Here is a 26,984-nt window from a genome sequence, read left to right on the forward strand (position 1 = left end):
TAACTCAGAACCTTAGTACCTTAGAATCTCAGTAACTCAGAACCTAAAAGAATATGCTAGAAATTTTAAAAGAACCTTGGCCTTGGTATGTTTCAGGACCGTTAATTGGTTTGACCGTTCCTATTTTATTGATTCTCGGAAATAAATCCTTCGGAATCAGTTCTTCGCTTCGTCATATTTGCGCGGCTTGTATTCCTGCCAATATTTCCTTCTTTAAGTACGACTGGAAAAAAGAGAGCTGGAATTTATTCTTTGTTTTCGGAATTTTCCTTGGCGGAGTGATTGCGGCTTATTTCCTGGCGAATCCAAATCCGGTTGAAATAACACCTCAACTTTCAGAGCAATTAGCGACTTACGGTATCACCGATCACTCGGGCTTGTTACCAAAAGAACTTTTTTCCTGGGAAACTCTATTCACCCTTCGTGGTTTTATCATGATTGTGGTAGGGGGATTTTTAGTTGGTTTCGGAACACGTTATGCCGGTGGATGTACAAGCGGACATGCTATAATGGGAATTTCAAACTTACAATGGCCGTCATTGGTAGCCACAATTTGTTTTATGATTGGAGGTTTTATCATGGCAAATTTGATCCTGCCGTACATTCTTTCACTTTAAAATTTAAAAAATGACTAATCTGGAAAATAAAAATACTGATACTGAAGGAATCAACGGAAGTCAATTGAAAGACTCCGGATTCTCCAATCTAAAATATCTTTTGGTGGGAATTGTTTTTGGAATTGTTTTCGTAAAAGCAGAAATCATCAGCTGGTACCGAATTCAGGAAATGTTTCAATTGCAATCCTTCTTTATGTATGGCGTAATTGGAAGTGCCGTCGCGGTTGGAGTGATCTCTGTTCAACTGATTAAAAAATTCAACATTAAAACGATTCGAGGTGAAAAGATAGAAATTCAACCCAAAACGTTTAGCAAAGGACAAATTTATGGTGGCTTGTTATTTGGTTTTGGATGGGCCATTACAGGAGCTTGTCCAGGACCCTTATTTGCCCAAATCGGTACCGGAGTGACCGTTATTGTTGTGACTTTGTTAAGCGCAATTTTCGGAACCTGGGTTTATGGTTGGATTAAAGATAAACTGCCTCATTAATATTCTTACTTATATTATACACATCAAACCCGACAGGTTTTTAAAACCTGTCGGGTTTACTTAATTTACTGTTTCTTTAAAGATAAATCCCTTATTATTTTTCGTAGCTTTATTACACATATCCAAAAAATGAACAAAATATATTTTAAGATTTTAATTTGCTTATTATTAATAAGTTGCTCGAATAGTAAAAAAACAAGCTCTCAAATATCAAATAATACCTATCCCGTTAAACTTGATACCTTAGAGTTATTCGACAAATCCAGAAATCGTAAAATTCCTGTTGCCATTTTTTCCCCAAAAACAGACTCAAAAATTAATAAGCAGCAGCTAATAATTTTTAGTCATGGATACGGAGAGAATAAAGGCGGAGACAATATGATCTATTCCTATTTAACAGAAAATTTAGCTTCAAAAGGATATTATGTTATTAGTATTCAGCATGAATTACCTTCTGACGACCTTTTGGCAATGGAAGGAGATTTTAAAGTTACAAGAAAACCAAACTGGGAAAGAGGTACTGATAACATTCTTTATGTTTTAAATCAGTTTAAAACCATAAAGCCAGAATTAGATTTTAAACATTTAACACTAATTGGTCATTCGAATGGTGGAGATATGACAGCTTTATTTGCAAGTAAATACCCTAAATTGGTTTATAAAATAATAACGATGGACAATCGAAGAATGCCTCTTCCAAGAGTTAACCACCCAACAGTATATACGTTACGCTCCAAAAACTATTCTGCAGACGAGGGTGTATTACCAACTGAACAAGAACAACAAAAATACGGAATAACAGTTCAGTTAACCCCTATCAACCATAGTGACATGGACAATGATGCAACAATCGAAGAACGTAAAATAGTAAATACATATATTGAAAAGTATTTAAGCGAATAGCCGATTTATTTGATCTTAATTTATAGTTTCCTTAAAGACAAATTCATTAATTTTCCAATTACAAGTTAATACCCAAAAGATGAGCCAAATAACAGAAAATTTAATTTTAAGAAAAGCGGATATTTCTGAAGTACCACAAATATGGAATATCCTGCAAGATGCTATTGAACAAAGACGTCTGGACGGAAGTACACAATGGCAGGACGGTTATCCTAATGAGCTAACCATTCATACCGATATCGAAAACGATCACGGATATGTACTTACAGAAAACAACATTATCTTAGCTTACGCTGCGATTCTTTTTGACAAAGAACCGGCTTACGAAGACATCGAAGGCCAATGGCTCACGGATGGTGATTATACTGCCGTACATAGGGTAGCCGTATCGAAGCTGGCAAAAGGCAAAGGCATTGCTACAAAACTGTTTGAAAAAATAGAAGGTTTATCCATCGAACATAACATATACAGTATAAAGGTAGATACGAATTTTGATAATATTCCGATGCTCAAAATTTTAGACAGACTAAAATACACCTATTGTGGTGAAGTTTTTTTCAGAGGAGGCGCAAGAAAGGCCTATGAAAAAAAATTAGCATAAAGACACAGTTTTAAAAATCTGACGGGTGTTTTTTTTCACTGCGTTCTGAAAAAATGACAAATTTTATAGCAACGGGTTAGATTAATCTCAAAATAATATGGGCCGAGCCTACGGCTCTTTTTATTGTGATGTCTGTTTTTTACGACGGATTAAAATCCGTCGCTACAATTATGATTCGAGCCGATGGCTCTTTTGCGACGTTAACGCTTTATTTCATAAAAATCGATTATGTAAAACCTATCCTATTTCTATTATTCTATTTGGTTTATATACATGAATTATGGTTCGTTAACAACAAAACAATCAAATAATTAAGTTCCCAAGAAACGACAAATTTTGTAACAACGAATTTTAATCCGTCGCTACAATATGATTCGAGCCGGTAGCTCTTTTGCAACGTTAACACTTTATTTCATAAAAATCGATTATGTAAAACCTACCCTATTTCTATTATTCTATTTGGTTTTTATGCATGAATTATGGTTCGTTAACAACAAAAACAATCGAATAATTAAGTTCCGAAGGAACGACAAATTTTGTAACAGCGGATTTTAATCCGTTGAAAATAAAACATCTTCAAAACAAGTTCCAGAGGAACGATACATTTCACAACAATTTTAAACCGCGACAATGATTCCCGTTTCTTTTTGAATCAAAAACCCATACATACTATCTCTTAAATCATTTCTTTGTTTATTACATCTAACCCGTTAAATTAATCCTGAAAACAATATGGGCCGAGCCTACGGCTCTTTTTATTGTGATGTCTATTTTTTACGACGGATTAAAATCCGTCGCTACAATTATGATTCGAGCCGATGGCTCTTTTGCGACGTTAACGCTTTATTTCATAAAAATCGATTATGTAAAACCTACCCTATTTCTATTATTCTATTTGGTTTATATGCATGAATTATGGTCGATTAACAACAAAAACAATCGAATAAGTAAGTTCCGAAGGAACGACAAATTTTGTAACAATGGATTTTAATCCGTTGAAAATAAAACGTCTTCAGAATAAGTTCCAGCGGAACGATACATTTCACAACAATTTTAAACCACCACAATGATCCCCCTTTCTTTTTGAATCAAAAATCCATGTACGATGTGTTAAACCGTTTTTTAATTCCCCCCAAACAGGTTAAACTTAAATAATCGGTTCACTTTGCTTCCAATTCATTTAGTTTCATTAAGTTTATAATACAAGATCTAATCTTACAAAAACAAATAAACTGATGTCCTATGAAACGCCCGGAGCAATTGACGAAATTAAAAAGCACTGAAAAGTGGGATGTGATTATAATTGGCGGAGGGGCAAGCGGTCTTGGAACTGCTCTTGACGCCGCAAGCAGAGGATACAAAACGATCTTGCTTGAAGCGGTAGATTTTGCAAAAGGAACTTCAAGCAGAAGTACCAAATTAGTTCATGGTGGCGTTCGCTATTTGGAGCAAGGCAATATTCACTTAGTGAGAGAAGCCTTAAAAGAGAGAGGTTTGATGGCCAAAAATGCTGGTCATCTAGTTAAAAACCAATCTTTTGTAATCCCTAATTACAACTGGTGGGGCGGTTACTTTTATACGATAGGATTAACCATTTATGATTTACTCGCAGGACGTTTAAGCTTAGGATCTTCAAAATATATTTCAAAGAAAAAAACAATTGAAATGCTTCCTACCGTCGAAGAAAAAGGGTTGGTAAGTGGTGTTATTTACCACGACGGGCAATTTGACGATTCACGCATGGCCATAAACATTGCTCAAACAGCCATAGAAAAAGGAGCTTGCGTTTTAAATTATTTCAAGGTTGTAAACTTACTAAAAGACGATACCAATCAAATTATTGGCGTTGAAGCCATAGACCATGAAACAGGTCACAAGTATGACATAAAAGGCTCGGCAATTATTAACGCTACCGGGGTTTTTACAAATGCCATCATGAAACTAAACGACACGGTTTACAAGAAATATATCGTTCCGAGTCAGGGGATTCATCTCGTATTTGACAAATCCTTTCTGCCGGGTGAGCAAGCCCTTATGATTCCAAAAACCAGTGACGGACGAGTTTTATTTGCAGTACCCTGGCATAACACAATTGTAGTAGGAACAACTGATACCTTAATTAGAAAACACAGTCTTGAACCTATTGCGCTCGAAAGTGAAATCGAATTTGTTTTGGAGACTGCTCAACGCTTTCTGGCAAAAAAACCTACGAGAGCAGATGTTTTATCTGTATTCGCAGGTTTACGTCCTTTGGCAGCTCCCGAAGAAGAAGGAAAAAGTACCAAAGAAGTTTCGCGAAGTCATAAAATTATTGTGTCGGAAACTGGCTTAATAACAATTACGGGAGGAAAATGGACTACTTACAGAAAAATTGCCGAAGATATCATCGATAAAGCGATCAGAATAGGAAAATTACCTAAAAAAGCCTGTACTACAGAGCATCTTCCCATCCATGGAAATCAGGCTACTACAGATTTAAACAGAATGAATCATTTGTATATTTATGGTTCTGATATTCCTAAAATACTCGAACTGGAACAAAATGAACCTGAATTAAAAGAAAAACTGCATTCAGATCACGAATTTATAATGGCCGAGGTAGCCTGGGCTATTCGGTATGAAATGGCCAGAACCGTCGACGACGTTTTAGCAAGACGGGTTCGATTATTATTCTTAGATGCCCGTGCTGCCATTCAATCATCTGAAAAAGTAGCACGATTGCTCGCAAAAGAACTGGGACATGACGAAGCCTGGATAAACAAAGAAATCTCAAACTTCAAAGGAATAGCCAGAGGTTTTCTTTTAAAAGAATTTCAATAGACCTTTATTAACTTAAGAAAATACAAGTCATGCAAAACAAACTAATTCTGGCACTTGATCAGGGAACAACTTCTTCCAGAGCTATAGTCTTTAATCATGGAGGAGAAATTGTAAGCATTTCTCAAAAAGCATTTAAACAGATTTTCCCAAAACCCGGATGGGTCGAACATAACCCAAACGAAATCTGGTCTTCTCAAATTAGTGTAGCTGCAGAAGCAATTGCTAAATTGGGGATATCGGGAAGGGAAATAGCCGCAATTGGAATAACCAATCAACGGGAAACTACTGTTGTTTGGGATCGGGAAACAAGCCAGCCTGTTTACAATGCCATTGTCTGGCAAGATCGCAGAACCGCTAAATATTGTGACGAATTAAAAGCACAAGGACATGCCGAAATGATTCAGACCAAAACCGGATTAATTCTGGATGCTTATTTTTCAGGAACCAAAGTAAAATGGATCCTGGATAACGTTCCCGGAGCACGGAAAAAAGCAGAACAAGGAAAACTTTGTTTTGGAACTGTAGACACTTGGCTCATATGGAAACTGACCCGAGGTAAATTATTTATGACCGATGTTTCTAATGCCAGCAGAACTTTATTATTCAACATCAACACTTTAGAATGGGACGATGAATTATTAGCCTTATTTGATATCCCGAGAGCCATGCTTCCTGAAGTAAAAGAAAGCAGCACCATTTATGGCGAAAGCTCTACTACCCTGTTTTCATCAAAAATTCCTATTGCCGGTGTTGCAGGAGATCAGCAGGCGGCTCTTTTTGGTCAGTTATGTACCACCAAAGGAATGATAAAGAATACTTACGGAACAGGTTGTTTTGTATTGATGAATACAGGTGAAAAACCAATTCGTTCTGCCAACAATTTATTGACTACTATAGCCTGGAAAATTAATGGCAAAACAACCTATGCGCTGGAAGGAAGCGTTTTTGTTGGAGGCGCAGCTGTACAATGGTTAAGAGATGGCGCAAAAATGATTAACAAATCAGAAGAAATAGAAACTCTGGCTGCCAGTGTCCCCGATAACGGAGGGGTTTACTTTGTTCCTGCACTAACTGGTTTAGGAGCTCCACACTGGGATCAATATGCCAGAGGTGCGATCTTTGGAATAACCAGAGGAACTACCAGTGCGCACATCGCCAGGGCCACTTTAGAAGGAATTGCTTATCAGGTAAACGATCTGCTAAAAGCTATGGAAGCAGATTTTGGAGGAAAAGGAAAAGAATTAAAAGTAGATGGAGGTGCTGCTACCAATAATCTGCTCATGCAATTTCAAGCAGACATTTATGGAAAAACGGTTACCAGACCAAAAACGCTCGAAACAACAGCTTTAGGTGCAGCTTATTTGGCAGGACTTGCTGTAGGATACTGGTCGGGTCTTGATGATTTGAAAGAACAATGGTCTATAGATCGTGTATTTTCTCCAAAAATGCCAAAACAAGAAGTCAATAAACTGGTTAAAAACTGGAATAAGGCCATTGGCCGCGCCTCAGACTGGATCGAAGAATAAAACAATTTAAACAAAGCAGTATATGACACCTTTTACAGCAGAAATTTTAGGTACTATGATAATGATCTTATTGGGTAATGGCGTCGTAGCAAACGTCGTACTGAAAGATACAAAAGGAAACAATTCGGGTTGGATTGTAATTACTACAGCCTGGGCATTTGCCGTTTTTACAGGCGTACTTGTTGCAGGACCTGTTAGCGGGGCACATTTAAATCCTATTGTTACACTTGCTTTGGCTCTTATCGGAAAATTCAATTGGAACTTAGTCCCTGCCTATATACTTGCCCAAGTAATTGGAGCCATGTTGGGTGCCTTTTTTGTATGGCTATCGCACAAAGATCATTTTGCGGCAACTGAAGATGAAAATGCCAAATTTGCCTGTTTCGCTACATCGCCGGCCATCAAAAATAATTTATCGAACCTAATAAGCGAGATCATTGCAACTTTTGTCCTGATCTTCTCCATTTTTTATATTGCCGGACCTCACCTGCAAATAGCCACAGATCCAAAAGCAACACTAGGTTTAGGAACCATTGGCGCACTTCCTGTCGCCATAGTCGTATGGGCAATAGGCCTGTCATTAGGAGGTACAACTGGTTACGCCATTAATCCCGCAAGAGATCTTGGACCAAGAATCGTACACGCCATCCTTCCTATAAAAGGAAGCAGCAATTGGAGTTATGCCTGGATTCCAATTATCGGGCCCATAATTGGAGCTAGTTTAGCCGCATTGTTGTACCTAATACTTAACTAACTTCGTCTATTTTAATCTAAATGATATGAGGTTAGGTAAAACTGTCGGGGCTGAATTCTGATCTAAGAAACAGATAATTCCAGTTTTAAAAAATCATTAAACTTTAGAAAATCAATTTTTCAAATAAAATTTATAGTATTTTTACAGTAACTCTACAGGGTTTGTATAACTAGAAAACGCATGTTATTTCAATTAACAAAAATTTAACATAACTGTTGTATATACAAATATTAAAAGTTATACATTTGTATATACAAATTATACACTTACGACTATGACAATTGAAGAGGTTATAAAAAGTACAGTTAAGATGGATAATGCGAAAAAAGTTATCTTGAATATCATGTACACGCAAAACGTAATTCAGGATCATTTCAACGAGTTGATAAAACCCTATGATCTGTCCGGAGAACAATATAATGTACTTCGCATATTAAGAGGACAAAAAGGAAACCCTGCTAATATGTGTGTGATACAGGAGCGTATGCTGGCCAAAACAAGTAACACAACCCGTTTAGTAGACAAACTGTTATTAAAAGATTTTGTTACCCGAAATGTTTGTCCAGGAAATCGACGTAAAATTGAAGTTTTAATCACCCAAAAGGGATTAGACGTATTGAAAGAATTAGATCCGAAAGTAGATGAACACGAGCGTTTGTTTGCTGAGAATATAAGTGCCGAAGAATTAGAATTATTAAATCAATTATTAGAAAAATACAGAACCCAACAAAATTAAAATTATGAGTACATTATTAGACAATCTAAATTGGAGATATGCTACAAAGAAATTTGATGCAACAAAAAAAATATCTTCTCAAGATTTAAACACTTTAAAAGAAGCCGTTAGATTAAGTGCTTCTTCATACGGATTACAACCTTACAAAGTGATTGTTGTAGAAAATCCGGAAATAAGAGAAAAATTAAAAGCTGCCGCTTACGGGCAAACACAAATTACAGACGCTTCTCAACTTTTTATTTTTGCTAACGACTTAAACCTTGGAGCAGATTCTGTTGACGATTATATCAATACAATCAGCGAAACAAGAGGTGTTCCTGCTGATGCTTTGGCCGGATTCAGTGACATGATGAAAGGAACTATTGCTAATTTATCTGTTGAAGCTAAAAACATCTGGACAGCGAAACAAACTTATATCGCTTTAGGAACCTTATTAACTGCAGCATCTGAATTAAAAATTGATGCTACTCCGATGGAAGGATTTAATGCTGCTGCATTTAATGAAATCTTAGGTTTTGACAAATTAGGTTTAAACGCTTCTGTTATTGCAACAGTAGGTTACAGACATGATGAGGACGAAACTCAACACTACAAAAAAGTTAGAAAATCACACGAGAATTTATTTATCACTATATAATTATTATTAATCCAAAATCAATTTTAACAAAATGAAAAATTTAAAGACAATTGCAATAGCATTATTCGTAGCAGTAGCTAGCGTTTCAGTAAACGCACAAACTAAAAAAATCGACGTAAAAGCAAGTACGATTAAATGGGTAGGTAAAAAAGTAACCGGAGAACACTCAGGAACAGTAAACTTCAAAGAAGGAGCTGTAGTTTTCAAAGGAAAAAAATTAACAGGTGGTAGCTTTACTGTGGATATGACTTCATTAACAGCAACAGACATTACCGGAGAATACCAAGGAAAATTAAACGGGCACTTAAAAGCTGACGATTTCTTTGGAACAGAGAAATTCCCAACTGCAAAATTAGTTTTCAAAACTATCGGAGCAAAATCTACTGATGTTTACACAGTAACTGCTGATTTAACGATTAAAGGAATTACAAAACCTGTAACTTTTGATATCACTGTAAGCGGAAATACTGCTACAACTGCATTAAAAGTAGACAGAACTAAATACGGTATCAAATACAACTCTGGTAACTTCTTCGAAAACTTAGGAGACAAAACCATTAATGACGATTTCGAATTGACTGTAGCTTTAAAATTCTAATCGCAGAAAAAACAGCAATTCTTAATATTATAAGAAAAACCCCAATAGTTTAAGACTATTGGGGTTTATTTTTACATTATTTTCAAAAAAATAACATTCTTAATACTCCCCTAACGCTTTCGTAATACCATTCAAGACTTTGATTAACATTGGCCCTCTACTTTTGAACTTATTAAAAATCAAAAACTAGAAATCAAAATCATAGTTATGAAAACAAAAATACTACTTGCAATCATCACTCTTCTAAGTTCTTTTTTTCTACAGGCACAACAACCGCCCAAAGGAATTTTTGGTAACTCAAACTGGATGAACAACTGGACCAATTTTAAACCCGCCAACACCGAATATAGCGAAGCTACAAACATTATTGCAGGAACGATCAATAAAGACACCAAACTTCTAAAACGCAATACGTATCAATTAGTTGGAGTTGTTTATGTGACCAATAATGCTGTACTGTCGATAGAACCCGGAACGGTAATCAGAGGAGACGACAAAACCTGCGGAACGCTGGTGATTACCAACGGATCAAAAATTGTTGCCGAAGGTCTTGAAACAGACCCTATCGTTTTTACTTCCAATAAAGAAATTTCAGAAAGAAAACCGGGAGACTGGGGCGGAATCATCATTCTGGGAAAAGCTCCTATTAATACCTTAGGCGGAATACACGTTCTTCCTTTTGATCTTGAACCCATGTTAAACCATTACGGAGGTCAGGATGCCGAAGACAACTCAGGAGTTTTAAAATATGTGCGTATTGAATATTCCGGTCGAAAATTAAGCGCGGCCAAAGAACTTAACGGACTATCATTAGCTGGTGTAGGGAAAAAAACAATTTTAAGTAACATTCAGATTAGTTACTCCAATGATGATTCTTTCGAATGTTATGGTGGAGATTTAAACCTGAACAATCTGGTTTCATACAGGACTACTGATGACGATTTTGATTTTACCCAGGGTGCACAAATCAATATCAATAATAGTATTGCCATTCGCCATCCCTTTTCATCAGACGTTTCAGGTTCAAGATGTTTCGAAGTTGACTCCTACGACAAAATAGGGAATACCGATATGAGCAAGAAATTAACCAAAATAAATGCCAGCAATATTACGCTGGTAAATCTGGAAGAAAACAATCAGGGGCTCGTAAGAGAATCGGTTTATGTGAGAGAAAACACCTTTTTTAACTTAAGCAACAGTATTGTTTCCGGGTTCACTCCTTTTGTTTTATTAGAAGGAAATATTGGGAACGGAGAAGTCAATTTAGCCAAAATCACCTTCAAAAACCTAATTGTTAACAATTGCAATGGCGGAATTACAAGTGAAGCTGGCGGCGCAAATACAGCAATTGAGAGTTTTTACAACAATCCTGTTTTCGATATAAATTTTACTAAAATTAAAAACAGCGAATTGTTTGCAACGCCTAATATCAAAGGAAATCCAGACTTTAGAATGAACGTAAACAACACGATAGCTATTGGTAATTAAGACATTAAAAAAGCTGCATTTGCAGTAAAATTTAACAAATTTCAAAAATTATAAAAGTTTTTTTTGATTTTTTATGTCCTGTAATTCAAATTACATTTATATATTTGTGAAATCAAAATAAGATATGAAAACAATAATGAACAATACTTGGTGGTGGAAGAATTTACGTCGAACGTCGTGAACAAAGCTTCCTATGGTATTGTAAACTATAAATATAAAAGGCTTGTCATCACGACAAGCCTTTTTTTTTGGTCAAAACACAAGTAAAAAAATAGTAAAAACTTAATAAACGAAATACTTTGAAACCTTTTATACTCAACACACACTACAAACAAATTCTGGCCGATACCGTTACGCCGGTAAGTGTTTATTTTAAAATCAGGGATAAATTCCCAAACAGCCTTCTACTGGAAAGTAGTGATTATCATGGAAATGACAACAGTTTCTCTTACATCTGCTGCAACCCGATTGCGACGATTAAAATTGAAAATGAAACCATTTCAAAAACTTTTCCTGACGGAACTAAGGAGCGAATTTCAATTGACAGTTCAACAAATATTCCGGAAATACTTCAGGAATTTTCAAGTCAGTTTCAATCAGAGAAAAACGACTTTAAATTCATCAATAATGGTTTGTTCGGGTACATTTCTTACGATGCCGTTCGTTATTTTGAGAAAGTTTCGATTGCCAAAAAAGACAAAGCTACTTTAATTCCGGATGTTTTTTATGCCGTTTATCAAAACATCATTGCCATCAATCACTTTAAAAATGAGGCTTACATTTTTTGTCACAGCGTTGATGGAAAAAACAACATTTCGGAAATCGAACAATTGCTGCAATCCCGAAATATTGCTTCGTATAAATTTACCAAAGAAGGTGAAGGTTTCTCTAATTTAACCGATGAAGAATTCAAACACAATGTGGCTTTAGCCAAAAAACACTGTTTCCGTGGAGATGTTTTCCAATTGGTACTTTCACGTCGTTTTACCCAAGGTTTCAAAGGAGATGAATTCAATGTATATCGTGCTTTACGCAGTATAAACCCGTCTCCGTACTTGTTCTTCTTTGATTATGGCGACTTTAAAATATTCGGCTCTTCACCTGAGGCACAAATCATTGTAAAAAACAGAAAAGCAGAAATTCATCCTATAGCCGGTACTTTTAAAAGAACCGGAAATGACGAACAGGATGCCGTTTTGGCCAAACAGCTTTCAGAAGATAAAAAAGAAAACAGCGAACACGTCATGTTAGTCGATTTGGCCAGAAATGATCTAAGCAGAAATGGTCATGATGTAAAAGTTGAAAAATACAGAGAAGTTCAGTTTTTCTCTCATGTCATTCACCTGGTTTCAAAAGTAACAGGTTATTTACACGAGAAAGCAACAACCATGCAGGTAGTTGCCGATACTTTTCCGGCAGGAACTTTAAGTGGTGCTCCAAAACACAGAGCCATGCAATTAATTGAAGATTACGAAAAAACCAATCGCAATTTCTACGGAGGCGCCATCGGATTCATGGATTTTGAAGGCAATTTCAATCACGCCATTATGATTCGAACGTTCCTCAGCAAAAATCACCAATTGCACTGTCAGGCCGGTGCCGGAATAGTAGCCAGCTCTGACGAAGAAAGCGAAATGCAGGAAGTTTACAATAAACTAAGAGCATTGAATACAGCCTTAGAGATGGCGGAGAAAATATAAGTTTTTTTGTTTCAGGTTTTGTTTGCGTTGCAACAACATGAAACTTGAAACCTGAAACAAAAAGAACCTGAAACTTGAAACAAAACTAAAAAACAACCATAAACACAAACTAAAAAAAACGATGAAGAACATTATTCCATTTTTGATTGCTATTGTATTATTTGCTTCTTGTGAAACTAAAAAAGAATCAGACAAACTTCCTTTAAACGGAACCTGGCGTCTGATATCAGCTGAAACCACAGAAAAAGATTCCTCTTTCTCGACTTTCAATCCAAAAACAAAAATGATTAAAATTATAAATGATACTCATTTTGCTTTTTTCAATCATGATTTGAACAACGGAAAAGACAGTACCGCTTTGTTCTTCGGCGGAGGTGGAAAATATACTTTAAAGGATAGCACTTACACCGAAAATCTGGAATACTTTAACAACCGTCAGTGGGAAAACAATACCTTTAAGTTTGTAATAAAAATCAAAAATGACACCCTGATTCAAAAGGGAATCGAAAAAATAGAAAAATTAGGCGTAGATCGTATTATTACTGAAAAATACGTTCGAGAAAAATAAAAAAAATGTTTCAGGTTTTCTTTGTTTCAGGTTTCAAGTTATTGGAATCTGGAACCTGAAACCTGAAACTTGAAACAAAAAACACAATGAAAAAAATATTAGTTATAGACAATTACGATAGTTTCACTTATAATTTAGTACACTATCTGGAGGATTTAAACTGTGAAGTTACAGTATACAGAAACGATGAATTTGACATTGAAGAAATCGCCTCTTTTGATAAAATATTACTTTCTCCCGGTCCGGGAATTCCGGATGAAGCGGGATTATTGAAAGCCGTGATTCAAAAATATGCTCCAACAAAAAGTATTTTAGGCGTTTGTTTAGGACAACAGGCTATCGGAGAAGTTTTCGGAGGAACACTTTCAAACCTTGACAAAGTCTATCACGGTGTTGCAACAAATGTAAAAACAGTAGTTTCAGACGAAATTTTGTTTGAAGGTTTAGGAAATGAATTCGAAGTTGGTCGTTACCATTCATGGGTTGTTGATGCCAACTTGCCAGATGTTCTTGAAGCCACTTCAGTTGATGAAAACGGGCAAATTATGTCACTAAGACACAAAACATTTGATGTAAGAGGCGTTCAGTTTCATCCCGAAAGTGTTTTAACACCAAATGGAAAAAGGATTTTAGAGAATTGGATAAAGAGTTAATTTAGTACTTATAAACACTTAAACAAAAAAACATTTTGACTTACAAAGATTATCTAGCAAACTAGTTGATCTTTGTAAAATTAAACTTTAAACATTCAAAAACACAATAATGAAAAAAAAATTACTGTTATTATTTATTCTAATATCATCTTACATATTTGCTGCTGATGTAACCGGAAATGTATTTTTAGACAACACTACAAATTTTGAAAACTGCATAATAACATTCACACCTGTATCTCCAAGTGCCGTTTTGGGTCAAACCAGTTCACAAGCAAATGGTAGTTTTATAGCAAATATTACAAATGGAGTTTATAATATAAAATATGAAAAAGCAGGTTACCAAACCTATGAATTATTAAACGTTTTTGTTAGTAATGCTTTAGTGTTAAATAATGTAACACTGTCATCTAACAATTTGGTATTGGTAAATGGTAATGTAAGTGGATTATGGACAAAAGGGAATACGTACAGAGTTACAGGAAATATAACTGTTCCTGCAGGGCAAACTTTAACCATTGAAGAGGGTGTAGAAATAAAATTTGATGGCTATTATTCTTTGATAGTAAATGGAACTTTATTAGCAAATGGTTCCTCAAATAAATATATCAAGTTTACTTCAAATAAAACTTCTCCAACAAATAAAGATTGGAATCAAATACTAATAAATGGTGTTTCAAAAATGGATTATTGTATTATAGAACAAGGAAAAGCAAAGAATGATGACAATATCGGTATTTTAAATGTAACCGGAAACCTAACTCTAACAAATAGTATCGTTAGAAATTCTGAACAAAGTGCTATTAGTATTAGAAATGCAGGTACCATAACCGTTAAAAACAATAAAATATATAACTGTGCTTATGGATTATCGATTAATACAACAGAAAAAATTGTTGTCGAGAATAATGAAATCTTTAATCATTCTTTAATAGGTTTAAATATCTATTCCGCAAATCTCTCATCAATATTCAAAAACAATATTATTCACGATTGCAATTACTCTGGAGTACAATTATTTAGCATGAATCACACCTTCGAACGTAATATAATTTATAATACTAATACTGGAATATATGTAGTTTATTGCAAGCCAAATATTACAAATAACACCATTTTATTTAACAGAGATGGTATAATTTTATATGATAATGAAACTTATGCAATATCAAATCCTATCATTAACTCTAATATTATAGCTCATAATTCAAGATATGCAATATACTCGAAAAACATTAACAAACCAGAATCAGTGTCGTATAATTTATTTTATGATAATGGAAGCGGAACAGGCAATCTTTTACCTGTAGGTGTTGGTCCAATAGTTACAACAAATAAGAACAATACTCCCTCTGATGCGTACTATAACATATTTGTAAATCCCGAATTTGAATCTATTAATTCATCCGAAGATTCTTTCTGCAGCTTAAGGAATAATTCTCCAGCTGTTAACGCAGGCGATCCATCAATAAATATATCCAATCGTACTATTGTAGATATCGGGGCAAAAGAACTAGGTGGTAATTTATCTAATGGAGAATTCACAAATCATAAATTAACCAATGTAAAAGTTTTCCCTAATCCAACAAGTGATTTCTTATCGTTTGAAACAAATCAAAATTACACATTCGATTCAATCAAATTTTTCGATATAAACGGTAAAACTATTGACCAAATTAAATTAGAAGAATCTACATCTTCCTATCAATGGAAAGTCTCAAGTAACTTTACTAAAGGCGTATATCTATATGTAATTATGAACGGAAATTCAATTATTGATTCAGGGAAATTTATCAAAAAATAAAAACAAATTCTATTTTAAATAGAGTTTTAAGGAATTAAAAAATGAAAAACATACTAAATAAATTAATCAACCACGAAGTGCTCTCGAAAGAAGAGGCCAAAGACGTATTGATTAACATCTCAAGCGGCGCTTATAATCCAAGTCAGATCTCGGCATTTTTGACCGTATTTATGATGCGCAGTATTACAATTGACGAGCTTTCGGGTTTTCGTGAAGCTTTATTAGAATTGTGCATTCGCGTTGATTTGTCAGCCTATAACGCCATCGATTTGTGCGGAACGGGTGGTGACGGAAAAGATACGTTTAACATTTCGACTTTGGCTTCATTTGTAGCGGCCGGAGCCGGAATAAAAGTGGCAAAACACGGGAATTATGGTGTTTCATCGATTTCCGGATCCAGCAACGTTATGGAGAAAATGGGCATAAAATTCAGTAATGATCCTGCATTTTTAGAAAAATGTATCGATCAGACGGGAATTTGTGTTTTGCACGCACCGCTATTTCATCCTGCTATGAAAAATGTCGGCCCAATCAGAAAAGAGCTAGCCGTAAAAACATTTTTCAATATGCTGGGGCCAATGGTAAACCCATCGTTTCCTAAAAATCAACTGGTTGGTGTTTTCAATTTAGAATTAGCCCGAATGTATGCTTACTTATATCAAAACACCGATGTGAATTTTACAATCCTGCATTCACTTGACGGTTATGACGAAATATCTTTAACAGGTCCGACAAAAATCATTACAAGTGATATGGAAGGTATGTTAAAACCTGAGGATTTTAACGTTCGTCTTCTATCACAAAGAGAGATTGAAGGAGGAAGAACAATTGAAGAATCAGCAGATATGTTTGTCAATATTATTTCCGGTAAAGGAAGCGAAGCACAAAATAATGTGGTTTGCGTAAATGCAGCAATGGCGATTTCGACGGTAACAAAATGTTCTCCGCAAGAAGGCTTTAAACAGGCCAAAGAAAGTCTATTTTCCGGAAAAGGACATCAGGTACTTAAAAAATTACAAGAATTAAGCAGGTAAAAAAATTGTTTCAAGTTTCAGGTTTCAAGTTATTGAAGCGAACCTGAAACTTGAAACCTGAAACAAATACAACAATGAACATTCTAGATAAAATAATTGTAGATAAAAAACGAGAAGTCGTTCTGAAGAAATCCATCATTCCGGTTTCGCAATTGGAGGCTTCCGTATTTTTTGGAAGAGAAACGATTTCTTTAAGTCAAAAACTAAGAACAAGTTCGACAGGAATTATTGCCGAACACAAACGCCGCTCTCCTTCAAAAGCTGTAATCAATCAGAGTTTTACCGTTGAAGAAGTGGTTAAAGGATACGAAAATGCCGGCGCATGCGGGATTTCAGTTTTAACCGACGGGAAGTATTTCGGAGGTTCTTTAGACGATTTACTTTTAGCAAGAGCCAGCGTAAATATTCCGCTTTTGCGAAAAGAATTTATCGTTGATGAATATCAGATTTTAGAAGCCAAAGCGTATGGAGCAGATTTAATCCTTCTTATTGCAGCGGTTTTAACCCGGGAAGAGATCAAATCCTTATCGGAATTTGCAAAACAGTTAGGTTTAGAAGTTTTACTGGAAGTACACAATCAGGAAGAATTAGAGAAATCGATCATGCCAAGCCTGGATATGCTTGGGGTGAACAACAGAAACCTGAAAACCTTCGAAGTAAGTCTGGATTTCAGCAAACAGCTGGCATCACAGATTCCGGATGATTTTGTAAAGGTTTCAGAAAGCGGAATTTCAACTGTTGAAGCCATTTCAGAACTAAGACCTTACGGTTACAATGGTTTTCTGATAGGTGAAAACTTCATGAAAACAGCGAATGCCGGGCAGGCAGCAACTGAATTTATTCAACAGCTGTAAGCTATAGGCTATAAGCCTAAAGCTTATTACTTAAACTCTAACAAATCGATAAAAAATAATACGGCATGCAGCAAAAGCGTATAGCTTACTGCCTATTGCTTAAAGCATAAAAACATGAAACTAAAAATCTGCGGTATGAAATATCCCGACAATGTACTCGAGACAGGAGCACTCCTGCCCGACTATATGGGATTTATTTTCTGGGAAAAATCCGCTCGCTATTTTGACGGAACAATTCCGGAATTGATTCATACCATAAAAAAGACGGGGGTTTTTGTGGATGAAACCGTTGATGGTATTATATCAAAAGCAGACAAATATCATTTACAGGCCGTTCAGTTACACGGAAAAGAATCTGTTGAATTTTGTCAGGAGTTAAAAGCTAAAATTGATGCCAAAATTGATGTTACCATCGAAATCATAAAAACATTCTCTATCGATGACAATTTTGATTTTGAAGTTTTAACTCCTTTTGAAAACGTATGTGATTATTTTCTGTTTGATACCAAAGGAAAACTACCCGGAGGAAACGGAACCACATTTGACTGGAAAATATTAGAAAATTATAAATCGGAGAAACCTATTTTCTTAAGTGGTGGCATTGGAATTGAAGAAGTACCTGCCATAAAAAATCTCAAAATTCCTATTTATGCTGTAGATGTAAACAGTAAATTTGAGACAGCGCCGGGATTGAAAAATATAAGTCTATTAAGAAAGTTTCAGAAAAACCTAAAACCTGCTACTTTAAACCCTAAACAATTATACAATGAACTATAATGTGAACGAAAAAGGATATTACGGAGAATTTGGAGGGGCTTATATTCCCGAAATGCTGTATCCGAATGTAGAAGAATTACGTCAGAATTACTTAAAAATAACAAGCGAACCTGATTTTAAGGCCGAATTTGACCAATTATTAAAAGATTATGTAGGCCGTCCAAGTCCGCTTTATTTTGCCAAACGAATATCAGAAAAATACAATACAAAGGTCTATCTGAAAAGAGAAGATTTAAACCATACCGGAGCACATAAAGTCAACAATACGATCGGACAGATTTTGGTTGCAAAACGTCTGGGCAAAAAAAGAATTATTGCCGAAACGGGTGCAGGTCAGCATGGTGTGGCAACCGCTACAGTTTGTGCTTTAATGGGATTGGAATGTATCGTGTATATGGGTGAGATTGACATCGCACGTCAGGCACCAAACGTAGCACGTATGAAAATGTTAGGCGCCGAAGTTCGTCCGGCACTTTCAGGCTCCAAAACATTAAAGGATGCTACCAATGAAGCGATTCGTGACTGGATCAACAATCCGGTAGATACACATTATATTATAGGTTCGGCAATTGGGCCACATCCTTATCCTGATATGGTAACCCGTTTTCAAAGTGTTATTTCAGAAGAAATCAAATGGCAGCTGAAAGAGAAAGAAGGACGTAAAAACCCAGATTATGTCGTAGCCTGTATTGGTGGCGGAAGTAATGCGGCTGGAACCTACTATCACTTTCTACACGAACCCGAAGTTGGAATCATTGCGGTAGAAGCAGCCGGAAAAGGGGTTGACAGTGGGCACAGTGCGGCAACCAGTAAATTAGGAAAAGTAGGTATTATTCACGGTTGTAAAACCCTTTTGATGCAAACTCCTGACGGACAAATTACCGAACCCTATTCCATTTCCGCGGGACTTGATTATCCGGGAGTTGGTCCGATGCATGCGCATTTGGCACAAAGCGGTCGTGGAGAGTTTTTCTCTGTTACTGATGATGATGCTATGAATGCGGGGTTGCAGCTTACCAAATTAGAAGGAATTATTCCGGCAATCGAAAGCGCACATGCCTTTGCTGTTTTAGATCAGAAGAAATTCAAACCAACCGACATCGTGGTGATCAGTCTTTCTGGTCGTGGAGATAAGGATTTAGACAATTATATCGAGTATTTTAAATTGTAATACAATGGCAACTATGGAAAAGTTATTCTCTTACGGAACATTACGGTCGAAAGAAATTCAGATGCGACTCTTTAAGAAATTGTTAGTCGGCACTCCGGATCAACTGCTGGGTCACAGGCTGAAAAGTCTGCGAATAGAGGAAGAATTTGGAATGGCAGATTATGTTGTCGTGGTACCAACCGAAGCTCCTTCAGATCCTATACACGGAGTTGTTTTCGATATTTCAGGTTCTGATTTGGCTAAAGTAGATTTATTCGAATCCAATGCTTACAAAAGAATTCAGGTAACCCTAAACTCCGGAGTAGTTGCCTGGGTTTATATCGAAAACTAATAATCGCAAACAAAACAAAACTGACAGGTTTTTGAAACCTGTCAGGTTTAATAAAATATATTAAAAATGAACAGAATAACTCAAAAATTACAAGAAGATAAAAAGATACTTTCTATTTATTTCTCAGCCGGATATCCTAACTTAAATGATACCGTTCAGATCATTCAGGATTTAGAGAAAAATGGTGTCGATTTAATCGAAATTGGTTTACCTTTTAGCGATCCTTTGGCCGATGGTCCAACCATTCAGGCGAGTTCTACGCAGGCGCTTCACAATGGAATGACCACTAAAATTCTTTTTGACCAGCTGAAAGATATTCGCGAAAGCGTAAAAATTCCGTTGATTATCATGGGATATTTCAATCCGATGTTACAATACGGTATCGAAGAGTTTTGTAAAAAATGTGCCGAAATTGGTATCGACGGATTAATTATTCCGGATTTACCGGTAGATGTGTACGCAGAACAATACAAAGCGATTTTCGAAAAATACGGCTTAATCAATATCTTCTTGATTACCCCACAAACTTCAGACGAACGCATTCGTTTTATCGACAGCGTTTCAAACGGCTTTATTTATATGGTAAGTTCCGCAAGTGTGACAGGTTCTCAGGCAGGTTTTGGAAATATTCAGGAAAGCTATTTCGAAAGAATTGCCCAAATGAATCTTAAAAACCCACAAATTGTAGGCTTTGGAATTTCAAATAAAGAAACATTCGATCAGGCTACTAAGTTTGCAAAAGGAGCTATTATTGGAAGTGCTTTTATTAAACATTTAAGTGAAAACGGCTCTGGAAAAATTGAAGAATTTATTGGAGAGATCAGATAAGTGATCAAACGAAAATATCTAATTTAAAAAGAAGTTTCCAAGTATCCTCTAAAAAATGATATAATTACTGTAGAATTTAAAGACTACAAACTATACAATTTCAAGATATTAAAACTAAACAATTCAGAAATGGAATTGTTAAATTTAAAAGAAAAGTGAGCATACCGATACATAAGGTAATACTTGATTTGTCATTCCGACGAAGGAGGAATCTTCGTTGCAAGATCGACAAAGATTGGAACTTGAATCGCGAAGCTACTTGTGGATTCCTCCTTCGTCGGAATGACAAGCTTGTCAACATTCTTAAGCTGAACTAATTGGTTCAGCTTTTTTTATGCCTTAATACTACCTTACAAATAGCATAATTTAACATAAAACGCCCTCGTTGCTTTATGTTAATATTTTGTTAAAATAAAATTAAACAACTGTTTAAATTAAACGGTTGTTTAATTTTGTACCCGATTAGAAACAATACCATGTTAAACTTCGAATTAAACGACAAAAAAATTCAGATTCTGGAAGTCGCTGAAAAGCTATTCTCTGAAAAAGGATTTGAAGGTACTTCAATACGAGACATCTCCAAACACGCAAAAATCAACATTGCAATGGTTTCGTATTATTTTGGCTCTAAAGAAAGACTGCTGGAAGCTCTCATTATTTACAAAACTGCCGATTTAAAACTACAACTCGAAAATTTATTACAGGAAAATATCGAACCTCTCGATAAAGTCAATAAATTAATCGAAATTTACATCACCAGAATAAGTTGTAACAAAGGGATTTTCAGAGTTTTACACTTTGAACTCAACTCTAAAAAAAGAGAAAAAAGCATGATTGCCTTTACAGAACTTAAAAAAGGAAACTTAAAATCTGTTGAAAGTATTATTACACAAGGTCAGTCTAAAGGAGTATTTAGAAAAGATGTAATTATTCCGCTTATTACTCCCACTATTATTGGAACCTTTTTTCACTTTCATATGAATAGGCCTTTTTTTGAGGAACTATTAAATTTAAAAACAGAAGCGATGTACAACGATTACATCAAAAACAGTCTTACAAAGCACATTCAACAAACTATAAAAGCTCTACTTGTTTATGAAAATTAATCAATTAATGCTCTTTGGCCTTTTCTTCATCGGAATTTCGTCAATAGAAGCACAAGAAAAAACAAGTTTAACCTTAGACGAGGCCGTGAAAATGGCTTGGGAAAAAAGCAACGAAGTTACGCTTGCCAAAACTAAGGTAAACTCGAAAAAATACGAACTCCAAGAGGTTAAAAATCATCAATATCCTGACCTGAAAATTTCTGGCCAGTACCAACGACTGACAAAAGCTTCTATCGACATGCACAATAATGGTGATCAGGCAAATTCAGGACCAATGGCATCTCCGGATCAGGCATTGTTAGGAATGGCTAATCTTAGTTTACCAATATTCTCAGGATTCAAAATTCAGAACAGCATTAAGGCTTCCGATAATTTATACGAAGCTGAAACTGCTTATGCGGAAAAAACAAAAGAAGATGTAGCTTTACGTGTGGTTACCTATTATACCGCTTTATACAAGGCTCAAAAAACATTGGATCTTTTGAACGAAAATCAAAAACAGGCCAAACAACGTGTTACTGACTTTACGGAATTAGAGAAAAACGGAATTATCCCGAGAAACGATTTATTGAAAGCGCAATTATTGGTTTCAAAAACGCAATTATCTATTGATGAAGCAAATAACAACATCAATAATATTAATTTCTACCTGACTACGCTATTAAAACTGGAGCCAAGTGTAAAACTTCAGGTTAACGAAGCTGATTTCTTCAATTTAAAAACCAACAATGCACCAACATCAGATGCATTGGCACTGGAGAACAGAAAAGATTTAGAAGCGATTCGTTTTCAACAAAAAGCAAGTGAGGCCAATATCAAAATAGCAAAAGCCGGTTATTATCCTTCTCTTGCCTTATTGGGTGGTTATACCGCTTTTGATTTGAAAGACTTTATTACGGTAAAATATGCTATGAATTTTGGAGTAGGTTTAACCTATGATTTATCAGGCATCTATAAAAACAGTGCTTCGGTAAAAGTAGCAGAAAGTAAAGCACTTGAAGCCAAAAACTCTGAAGCAATTATGACGGATCGTATTAAAATCGAAGTTCAGAAATCTATTGAAGATTATGACTTAGCGATCAATCAGAGTGTGGTTTATGACGAAGCGCTTCAACAAGCTACGGAAAACTACAGACTGGTAAAAGACAAATTTGATAATGGGCTGTCAGACACTAATGATTTGGTAGAAGCTGACGTAGAACATTTAAGCGCTAAAATAAATACTGCTTTATCGAAAGCTACTATTATCCAAAAATATTACGAATTACTTTCAGTATCAGGACAATTATCACAATCATTCAATCTTTCTAAAATATAATCGACAGCTCTCATGGAAAAGAAAAAAACAAATACTAAATTCATCATTATACTAACCGTTTTGATTTTAGTGGGTGGAACTTACGGAATAACAAAGTACATGCACTCTTTAGCTCACGAAGAAACGGATGATGCTCAGATTGAGAAAAAAATGAATCCGATTATCCCAAGAGTATCGGGCTATATTAGCAAAGTGTATGTAAAAGATAACGACTTTGTAAAAAAAGGAGATACTTTATTTACGATTGACAAAAGAGATTATCAATTAAAAATTGACGAGGCAAATGCTGCTTTGTTAGGTGCCGAAGGTCAATACGAAGCTGCAAAAGCTGATATTGGAAGCGCAAATGCAAGTATCTCAGTGTCAGACGCAAATATGAGATCGGCAACAGGTTCTATTGAAAGTGCCAAAATCAGATTGAGACAAATTACAAGCGACTACAACCGTTACAACAATTTGTACAAAACGCATACGATTACAAAACAACAATACGAGCAGGCCTTAACTGCTAAAGAAGAAGCCGAAAATCAGGTACGTGTTTTAGAGCAACAACAAAGAGCAAGTTCTTACCAAAAATCGGTAATTGAATCTAAGTCTAAAGCTTCTGACAAACAAACTGAAGTGGCTGCTGCCAACATCAAAAAAGCAAAAACAATGTTAGATGTTGCTCATTTAAACCTTAGTTATACGGTTGTAACTGCTGCAATAGACGGTCAGGTTTCTAAAGTTGATATTCAGCCTGGGCAATTGGTTCAGCCGGGACAATCTTTATTTTATATCATCAACAACAACGAAGCGTGGGTTGTAGCTAACTTTAAAGAAACACAATTAAATAAAATGGTTGTGGGACAAAAAGTAAGCTTAAAAGTTGACGCTTATCCAAAATATGAGTTCAAAGGAACGGTAACTTCTTTTTCTCCTGCAACCGGATCTCGTTTTTCTTTATTGCCACCTGATAATGCAACCGGTAACTTCGTTAAAACAATCCAGAGATTACCTGTGAAAATTAGTTTGGATGAATCAAATGATCCGGAGAAAGTAAAATTACTAAGACCAGGGATGAATGTTGATGTAGATGTACATTTAAAATAAAATATGGCAACAGCAGTACAAGCAGATGACGATTTAGTAGAATACGGATACAGACGTGTCATAATCACGATTACAGCGGTACTTTGTGCCTTGCTTGAAATCGTAGATACGACCATTGTAAACGTAGCACTAACAGACATGCGAGGTAGCCTTGGTGCTACTTTAACTGATGTGGCTTGGGTAATTACAGCATACGCAATCGCGAATGTTATTGTAATTCCGATGACGAGCTGGCTTTCGCAACAATTTGGAAGACGTAATTATTTTGTGGCTTCGATCATAATATTTACAGTCTGCTCCTTCTTATGCGGTAATGCCAGTAATATATGGGAACTGGTAGCTTTTAGGTTTGTACAGGGTATGGGTGGAGGAGCCTTACTCGTAACTGCCCAAACGATTATTACCGAAAGTTATCCTGTAGCAAAACGTGGAATGGCTCAGGCGATTTACGGAATGGGTGTAATTGTAGGTCCAACCTTAGGTCCGCCATTAGGAGGATATTTGGTAGACAACTACTCCTGGCCTTATATCTTTTACATCAATATTCCATTGGGAATTATTGCTACTATTTTAGCATTAACTTTCGTAAGAAGTCCAAAATACGGAGAAAAATTAAAAGCCAATCAGGTAGACTGGTGGGGAATTATATTGCTTGCGGCCTTTATCGGATCTTTGCAATTCGTTCTGGAGCATGGGCAACAAGACGATTGGTTCAACGATTCGACTATTGTAACGTTAAGTGTGGTTACGGTTCTTGGATTAATTTTATTTGTTTGGAGAGAGCTTACTTATAAACATCCAATCGTAAATTTAAGTGTTTTAAAGGATGGAAATCTTAGAATTGGAACCGTAATGTGTTTTATTCTTGGTTTCGGTCTGTACGGATCGACTTTAATTATCCCAATCTACACGCAATCTATTTTAGGATGGACTGCAACAGATGCCGGATTATTATTGATTCCGGGATCGATTACCACGGCAATCATGATGCCTTTTGTGGGGAATATGATCCAGAGAGGTGTTCCTCAGGGATATATGGTAGGAGTAGGATTCCTTGTTTTCTTTTTCTTTACCTTTATGATGCAAACCCGAATGACTCCGGATACTGGTGTTGAACATATGTACTGGCCGTTAATTTTAAGAGGAATTGGTTTGGGACTGCTTTTTGTACCTATCACCACCCTATCTCTTTCGACCTTAAAAGGAAAACATATTGGTGAAGGAGCTGCTTTTACCGGAATGATGCGACAATTAGGTGGTTCTTTTGGTATTGCCATCATCACCACTTTTATCACCCGTTTGAGTCAGGAACACAGAGTAAACTTACTGACCAATTTAGATCCTGCAAAATACGATGTACAACAACGTATTGCGGGAATGCAGAGAGCCTTTATGTCTAAAGGATATTCAGCCGATGTGGCACTGAAAAAAGCTTATCAGGCTTTGGAATATTCCGTACTGAAACAAAGTACCGTAATGGCATACATGGACATTTTCATGTATCTCGGCATCATGTTCTTATGCTGTATCCCAATTATTCTTTTAATCAAAAAAGGGAAAAACAAAATTAATCCTGCTGATGCAATGCATTAATAATAATTGATTTATAATACGCAAAACGCCGAGTTCATTCCTGTAACTCGGCGTTTATTTTTTGTCATTATTTGTGCTATCCCTCTAAATTCCCGGGGATTGAAACCCCTGGCTACAATACAGTCTGAGTCTACGACTCATTTGACTGTAAGGAAAAACCTTAGCACCTCAGCATCTTAGTCCCTCAGCACCTTTAAAAAACCTATCTCGTAAAAACCAGATGATTCCCTTTCGAAAGATTAGCATCAAACTGATATCCTTCGTAATTAAATCCTTTTAAATCCTCAATCGTTTCGGCATTGGTATCGATAATATAACGAACCATCATTCCCCTCGCCTTCTTGGCAAAGAAGCTGATTATTTTTAATTTTCCATCTTTATAATCTTTAAAGTCTGGTGTAACTACAGGAACTTTTAACGCTTTTACATCAACTGCTGAAAAATATTCATTACTGGCTAAATTCACAAACAGTTCCCCTTTTGTCAATTCTTTGTTCAATGCTTTTGTTACCGTTGGTTTCCAGAATTCATGCAGGTTTTTATACTCCCCTACAGGCAATTTTGTTCCCATTTCTAAACGGTAAGCCTGCATTAAATCCAGGGGTTTCAGAACACCGTAAAGTCCTGATAAGATTCGGAGTTTACTTTGTAGCACCTCCAGTTTCTCTATCGGAATACTATAAGCATCCAGACCAGTATAAACATCTCCATCAAAAGTATAGACTGCCGGACGGGCATTTTCGGGTGTAAATGGCGTTTTCCAATCCTGATTTCTCTTCCAGTTCAAATCAGATAATTTATCTGAAATAGACATTAATTCAGATAATTCGGCAGGTTTTTTAGTCTTTAATATTTTATGAACCACACGCGCTTCTTTTAAAAAAGCAGGTTCTGTATATTGAGTTGTAGGTAATTCTTTTTCGAAATTTAATGACTTCGCAGGCGATATAACAATTTTCATGTGTGCATTTTTATATCCTTCAAA

General features: G+C 35.8%; 26 protein-coding genes. 25 read left to right on the plus strand and 1 reads right to left on the minus strand.

Annotation, left to right across the window (positions count from 1 at the left end; genetic code table 11):
• Window positions 1-53: 53 nt before the first annotated feature.
• The 25 genes from OLM61_RS02195 to OLM61_RS02315 all read left to right on the plus strand — a co-directional run bounded on the left by OLM61_RS02195 (window position 54) and on the right by OLM61_RS02315 (window position 25,999).
• Window positions 54-617, plus strand: a complete 564-nt coding sequence (locus tag OLM61_RS02195) for a YeeE/YedE family protein (RefSeq protein ID WP_264524898.1) — start codon at window positions 54-56, stop codon at window positions 615-617.
• Between the two features lie 10 nt (window positions 618-627).
• Window positions 628-1,107 (plus strand): YeeE/YedE family protein, encoded by a 480-nt coding sequence (locus OLM61_RS02200; protein WP_264524899.1) that lies wholly within the window; start codon window positions 628-630, stop codon window positions 1,105-1,107.
• 129 nt (window positions 1,108-1,236) lie between these two features.
• Window positions 1,237-2,010 (plus strand): alpha/beta hydrolase family protein, encoded by a 774-nt coding sequence (locus OLM61_RS02205; protein WP_264524900.1) that lies wholly within the window; start codon window positions 1,237-1,239, stop codon window positions 2,008-2,010.
• 79 nt (window positions 2,011-2,089) lie between these two features.
• Window positions 2,090-2,611 carry a GNAT family N-acetyltransferase gene (locus OLM61_RS02210; protein ID WP_264524901.1) on the plus strand — a complete coding sequence of 174 codons (522 nt, stop codon included), beginning with the start codon at window positions 2,090-2,092 and terminating at the stop codon, window positions 2,609-2,611.
• Window positions 2,612-3,853: 1,242 nt separating this feature from the next.
• Window positions 3,854-5,431 carry a glycerol-3-phosphate dehydrogenase/oxidase gene (locus tag OLM61_RS02215; RefSeq protein WP_264524902.1) on the plus strand — a complete coding sequence of 526 codons (1,578 nt, stop codon included), beginning with the start codon at window positions 3,854-3,856 and terminating at the stop codon, window positions 5,429-5,431.
• A 29-nt stretch (window positions 5,432-5,460) separates the two neighbouring features.
• Entirely contained in the window at window positions 5,461-6,957 is a 1,497-nt protein-coding gene (gene glpK, locus OLM61_RS02220; RefSeq protein WP_264524903.1) for a glycerol kinase GlpK, read from the plus strand.
• 22 nt (window positions 6,958-6,979) lie between these two features.
• Window positions 6,980-7,711, plus strand: a complete 732-nt coding sequence (locus OLM61_RS02225) for an MIP/aquaporin family protein (RefSeq protein WP_264524904.1) — start codon at window positions 6,980-6,982, stop codon at window positions 7,709-7,711.
• A gap of 274 nt (window positions 7,712-7,985) precedes the next feature.
• Window positions 7,986-8,447, plus strand: coding sequence for a MarR family winged helix-turn-helix transcriptional regulator (locus OLM61_RS02230; protein WP_264524905.1), 462 nt, complete (start codon window positions 7,986-7,988; stop codon window positions 8,445-8,447).
• Between the two features lie 4 nt (window positions 8,448-8,451).
• The gene (locus OLM61_RS02235) at window positions 8,452-9,084 is read left to right on the plus strand and encodes an NAD(P)H-dependent oxidoreductase (RefSeq protein ID WP_264524906.1); all 633 of its coding nucleotides are present in this window, start codon (window positions 8,452-8,454) and stop codon (window positions 9,082-9,084) included.
• 31 nt (window positions 9,085-9,115) lie between these two features.
• Complete coding sequence (locus OLM61_RS02240; protein WP_264524907.1) at window positions 9,116-9,682, plus strand: YceI family protein; 567 nt, start codon at window positions 9,116-9,118, stop codon at window positions 9,680-9,682.
• A 207-nt stretch (window positions 9,683-9,889) separates the two neighbouring features.
• Complete coding sequence (locus tag OLM61_RS02245; RefSeq protein ID WP_264524908.1) at window positions 9,890-11,170, plus strand: hypothetical protein; 1,281 nt, start codon at window positions 9,890-9,892, stop codon at window positions 11,168-11,170.
• A 299-nt stretch (window positions 11,171-11,469) separates the two neighbouring features.
• Window positions 11,470-12,870: an anthranilate synthase component I family protein gene (locus OLM61_RS02250; protein WP_264524909.1), complete on the plus strand. Its 1,401-nt coding sequence runs from the start codon at window positions 11,470-11,472 to the stop codon at window positions 12,868-12,870.
• A 121-nt stretch (window positions 12,871-12,991) separates the two neighbouring features.
• Window positions 12,992-13,438 (plus strand): hypothetical protein, encoded by a 447-nt coding sequence (locus OLM61_RS02255; protein ID WP_264524910.1) that lies wholly within the window; start codon window positions 12,992-12,994, stop codon window positions 13,436-13,438.
• An 86-nt stretch (window positions 13,439-13,524) separates the two neighbouring features.
• Window positions 13,525-14,091 carry an anthranilate synthase component II gene (locus OLM61_RS02260; protein WP_264524911.1) on the plus strand — a complete coding sequence of 189 codons (567 nt, stop codon included), beginning with the start codon at window positions 13,525-13,527 and terminating at the stop codon, window positions 14,089-14,091.
• A 109-nt stretch (window positions 14,092-14,200) separates the two neighbouring features.
• Complete coding sequence (locus OLM61_RS02265) at window positions 14,201-15,895, plus strand: right-handed parallel beta-helix repeat-containing protein (RefSeq protein WP_264524912.1); 1,695 nt, start codon at window positions 14,201-14,203, stop codon at window positions 15,893-15,895.
• 41 nt (window positions 15,896-15,936) lie between these two features.
• The gene (gene trpD, locus OLM61_RS02270; protein WP_264524913.1) at window positions 15,937-16,929 is read left to right on the plus strand and encodes an anthranilate phosphoribosyltransferase; all 993 of its coding nucleotides are present in this window, start codon (window positions 15,937-15,939) and stop codon (window positions 16,927-16,929) included.
• A gap of 74 nt (window positions 16,930-17,003) precedes the next feature.
• A complete protein-coding gene (gene trpC / locus OLM61_RS02275; protein WP_264524914.1) occupies window positions 17,004-17,783 on the plus strand; it encodes an indole-3-glycerol phosphate synthase TrpC in 780 nt (259 codons plus the stop codon).
• Window positions 17,784-17,897: 114 nt separating this feature from the next.
• A complete protein-coding gene (locus tag OLM61_RS02280) occupies window positions 17,898-18,560 on the plus strand; it encodes a phosphoribosylanthranilate isomerase (protein ID WP_264524915.1) in 663 nt (220 codons plus the stop codon).
• Window positions 18,550-19,731 carry a tryptophan synthase subunit beta gene (gene trpB, locus OLM61_RS02285; protein WP_264524916.1) on the plus strand — a complete coding sequence of 394 codons (1,182 nt, stop codon included), beginning with the start codon at window positions 18,550-18,552 and terminating at the stop codon, window positions 19,729-19,731. The genes OLM61_RS02280 and trpB overlap by 11 nt, the downstream gene beginning before the upstream one ends.
• Window positions 19,732-19,735: 4 nt before the next feature.
• Complete coding sequence (locus tag OLM61_RS02290; RefSeq protein WP_264524917.1) at window positions 19,736-20,062, plus strand: gamma-glutamylcyclotransferase family protein; 327 nt, start codon at window positions 19,736-19,738, stop codon at window positions 20,060-20,062.
• Between the two features lie 66 nt (window positions 20,063-20,128).
• Window positions 20,129-20,890 (plus strand): tryptophan synthase subunit alpha, encoded by a 762-nt coding sequence (gene trpA, locus OLM61_RS02295; RefSeq protein WP_264524918.1) that lies wholly within the window; start codon window positions 20,129-20,131, stop codon window positions 20,888-20,890.
• Between the two features lie 476 nt (window positions 20,891-21,366).
• Entirely contained in the window at window positions 21,367-21,996 is a 630-nt protein-coding gene (locus OLM61_RS02300) for a TetR/AcrR family transcriptional regulator (protein WP_264524919.1), read from the plus strand.
• Window positions 21,986-23,314: a TolC family protein gene (locus OLM61_RS02305; protein WP_264524920.1), complete on the plus strand. Its 1,329-nt coding sequence runs from the start codon at window positions 21,986-21,988 to the stop codon at window positions 23,312-23,314. Before OLM61_RS02300 ends, OLM61_RS02305 begins: the two co-directional genes overlap by 11 nt.
• A 12-nt stretch (window positions 23,315-23,326) precedes the next feature.
• Complete coding sequence (locus OLM61_RS02310) at window positions 23,327-24,406, plus strand: HlyD family secretion protein (RefSeq protein WP_264524921.1); 1,080 nt, start codon at window positions 23,327-23,329, stop codon at window positions 24,404-24,406.
• Between the two features lie 3 nt (window positions 24,407-24,409).
• Window positions 24,410-25,999, plus strand: coding sequence for an MDR family MFS transporter (locus OLM61_RS02315; RefSeq protein WP_264524922.1), 1,590 nt, complete (start codon window positions 24,410-24,412; stop codon window positions 25,997-25,999).
• A gap of 202 nt (window positions 26,000-26,201) precedes the next feature.
• Here OLM61_RS02315 and yaaA read toward each other — a convergent pair whose 3' ends face one another.
• On the minus strand, window positions 26,202-26,960 hold the full coding sequence (gene yaaA / locus OLM61_RS02320; protein ID WP_264524923.1) for a peroxide stress protein YaaA: 759 nt from the start codon (window positions 26,958-26,960) through the stop codon (window positions 26,202-26,204).
• Window positions 26,961-26,984 lie beyond the last annotated feature (24 nt).

It is taken from the genome of Flavobacterium sp. N502536, assembly GCF_025947345.1.
GTDB lineage: Bacteria > Bacteroidota > Bacteroidia > Flavobacteriales > Flavobacteriaceae > Flavobacterium.